1 protein-coding gene is annotated in these 3,445 nt (G+C 48.0%); it reads left to right on the forward strand.

The features are described 5' to 3' along the window. Window positions 1-262: 262 nt before the first annotated feature. Window positions 263-3,445: glutamate synthase large subunit (gene gltB / locus ACTIE6_RS20655; protein ID WP_439558437.1), on the forward strand; the 3,183-nt coding region annotated here is incomplete at its 3' end.

A 3,445-nucleotide genomic window follows, 5' to 3' on the forward strand; every position in this document is an offset into this window, starting at 1 on the left:
TTTTTGATTTCCATTTTACCAAGGATTGTGGCTGCTTCTTGCCTTTTTATCAATATTTTTATAATTATTGTGACTAAAAAATCAAAAACTTACCGCTGATAGAAAATTTTGCTATTCCTGTAATAAGCCAAATATTTTTTATGATTATCTTGCGTGGCTTTACCCTATTCATAACACAAAGGTGTTTTAGCAATTTTTTTATCTCTGTTATTTAAACAAATTCTAATTACGAATTTGGTAATTACGCTACAATCTCAGTTAAATGTCGCAAATGTCTGAATCAATGGTAGAAAATCAGGGAATGTACCGCCCGGAATTTGAGCATGATGCATGTGGAATAGGTTTCCGGGCTAACATTAAGGGCCGCAAGTCACACCAGATCGTGGCTGACGCCATTCATATGTTAGAAAGAATGGAACATAGGGGCGCAACTGGTTTCGACCCGAACACAGGCGATGGTGCCGGAATCCTGATTCAGCTTCCTCATGAATTTTTTGTTGAGGAATCTACCAAGCTCGGTTTCCACCTTCCTCCCGCGGGAGAATATGGAGTAGGAATGATCTTCTTTCCTGGCGATGAAACAATCCGCGAGGAATGCCGTGATATCCTGAACCGCAAAATCAAGAAGCTTGGCCTGCATTTGCTTGGATATAGAAAGGTACCCACGCTTAACAATACATTAGGCGAAGGCTCTCTCTCTGTGGAACCAGCTGTGGAGCAGGTTTTCATTAAACGTCCGGACGATATCACCGACGATATGGCTTTCGAAAGGAAGCTGTTTATACTGCGTCAGGTTTCAACCCGGCTTATTAAAGACACCGTTAAAGGCGGCGCGAAAAGCTTTTATTATTCATCGCTTTCCTGCCGCACGATTTCATATAAAGGACAGCTGACGACTGCCCAGCTTAAATATTATTTCCCCGACCTGGAAATTGAATCGGTGGTATCTGCACTCGCAGTAGTCCACTCCCGTTTTTCAACCAACACATTCCCATCGTGGGAACTGGCGCAGCCTTTCCGTTATATTGCGCATAATGGGGAAATCAATACCGTTAAAGGTAATGTGAACTGGATCCGCGCCGGTGAGAAGTCTTTCCATTCCGATTTCTTTACAAAAGAGGAAATGGATATGCTCCTGCCGATTTGCGACAGGAACCAGTCTGACTCTGCTAACCTGGACAATGCGATCGAAATGCTGCATTTGTCTGGCCGCTCATTGCCGCACGTGATGATGATGCTGATCCCGGAAGCCTGGGACGGAAATGAGCAAATGGATCCGGAAAGACGCGCTTTCTACGAGTACCACGCAGCCATCATGGAGCCCTGGGACGGACCTGCTTCCATTTCATTTACGGATGGAAAAATGGTTGGTGCTACCCTGGACAGAAATGGTTTGCGTCCTTCAAGATACTGGGTACTTGACGATGATACCATTATCATGGCGTCAGAAGCAGGTGTATTGGAAGTAGACCAGTCGCGCGTGGTAATGAAAGGCCGCTTGCAGCCGGGACGTATGTTCGTCGTGGATATGGAGCAGGGCCGCATTATTCCGGATGAAGAAATCAAAGCGTCGGTTTGCTCTGCCCAGCCTTACCAGAAATGGCTTGATGAAAACAAGCTGCACGTAGACCAGCTTGATCACCCGATCCGTACTTACCGTGCCTACGATGAGGCTTCATTGCTGAAACGCCAGGTTGCATTCGGATACACTTCGGAAGATTTGCGGATGATCCTGGCACCGATGGCGCAGACCGGATTGGAAGCAATCGGTTCAATGGGTACCGACGTTCCTTTGGCAGTACTTTCTGATCAGAGCCAGCATTTATCGACTTACTTCAAGCAGCTTTTTGCCCAGGTTACTAACCCACCGATCGACTCGATCCGGGAGCGTGCGATTATGTCGCTGATCTCATTTGTAGGTGGTAACGAAAATATTTTAACCGAAACACCAAAACACTGCCGCCAGATCGCATTGCCGCATCCGCTGCTTTCCGTTCAGGAATTTGACAAGCTGCGTTTTGTGGATAAGGACGGTTTCCAGGCAAAAACAATCAATACTTACTTCCGTGCAGACGAGGGCGGAAAAGCATTGGAAAGAGCGCTCGACCGCATTTGCCGCTACGCAGTGGATGCGATTGAAGACGGATTCGAAATTCTGATTCTGTCCGACCGTGCCATCGATTCTGATCACGCTCCTATTCCTTCCCTGCTCGCCACTGCTACCATTCACCACCATTTGATCCGCGAAGGATTGAGAGGAAAAGTGGGTCTTTTGGTTGAAGCGGGAGATGTTTGGGAAACGCACCACGTAGCTACATTGATCGGTTACGGAGCTGCGGGTATTTGTCCATATATGGCTTTCGAAACGCTTTCTTACATGAATAAGAAAAGCATGATAGACGGCGAGTTTACGGATGAAAAACTGCATTACAACTACATTAAGGCGGTTAACAAGGAGCTTTTGAAGATCTTCTCCAAAATGGGGATATCGACATTGCAGTCTTACCAGGGCGCGCAGATTTTCGAGTGCGTTGGTTTGAATAAAGATGTGGTTGACAAATATTTTACCGGTACCATTTCCCGCATCAGCGGAATGGGTATCGCTGAAATAGCGCGTGAGATCCTGGTTCGTCACAAAGTGGCTTACCACGAAACACCTGAGCAGAAACCGAGGCTGGAAGTGGGTGGCGTGTACCAGTGGAAACAACGCGGAGAAGCGCACATTTTCAATCCGCAATCGATCCACATGCTGCAACAGGCGACGCGGAACAACAGCTACGAGCAGTTTAAAAAATTCTCTAAGCTGATCGACGACCAAAGTCACAAAGCATTAACATTACGCGGGCTGCTGCGCTTCAAGAAAGGAACCTCCATTCCGATCGAGCAGGTTGAACCCGTTGAGAATATATTCAAACGTTTCGCGACCGGGGCAATGTCTTTTGGTTCGATTTCGTGGGAAGCACATACAACCCTGGCGATTGCGATGAACCGCATTGGCGGGAAGTCCAACTCTGGTGAAGGTGGTGAAGATGAGCTGCGTTACAAGCTTTTGCCAAATGGCGATAGCATGAACTCGCAGATTAAGCAGGTGGCTTCCGGCCGTTTCGGGGTTACCAGCCACTATCTGAGCAATGCAGGTGAGTTGCAGATCAAAACCGCGCAGGGTGCAAAACCAGGCGAAGGCGGACAGCTGCCAGGATTCAAGGTTGACGACTGGATCGGACGTACGCGTCACTCGACTCCCGGTGTAGGCTTGATCTCTCCCCCGCCCCACCACGACATTTACTCGATCGAGGATTTGGCGCAGCTGATATTTGACCTTAAAAACGCGAACCGCGCGGCACGTATCAGTGTGAAGCTGGTTTCAGAGGCGGGTGTAGGTACAGTTGCTTCCGGTGTGGCCAAAGCTCATGCTGATCACATCCTCATTTCAGGTTACGACGGT

The organism is Dyadobacter sp., assembly GCF_051859145.1.
In the GTDB taxonomy this organism is placed as follows: domain Bacteria; phylum Bacteroidota; class Bacteroidia; order Cytophagales; family Spirosomataceae; genus Dyadobacter.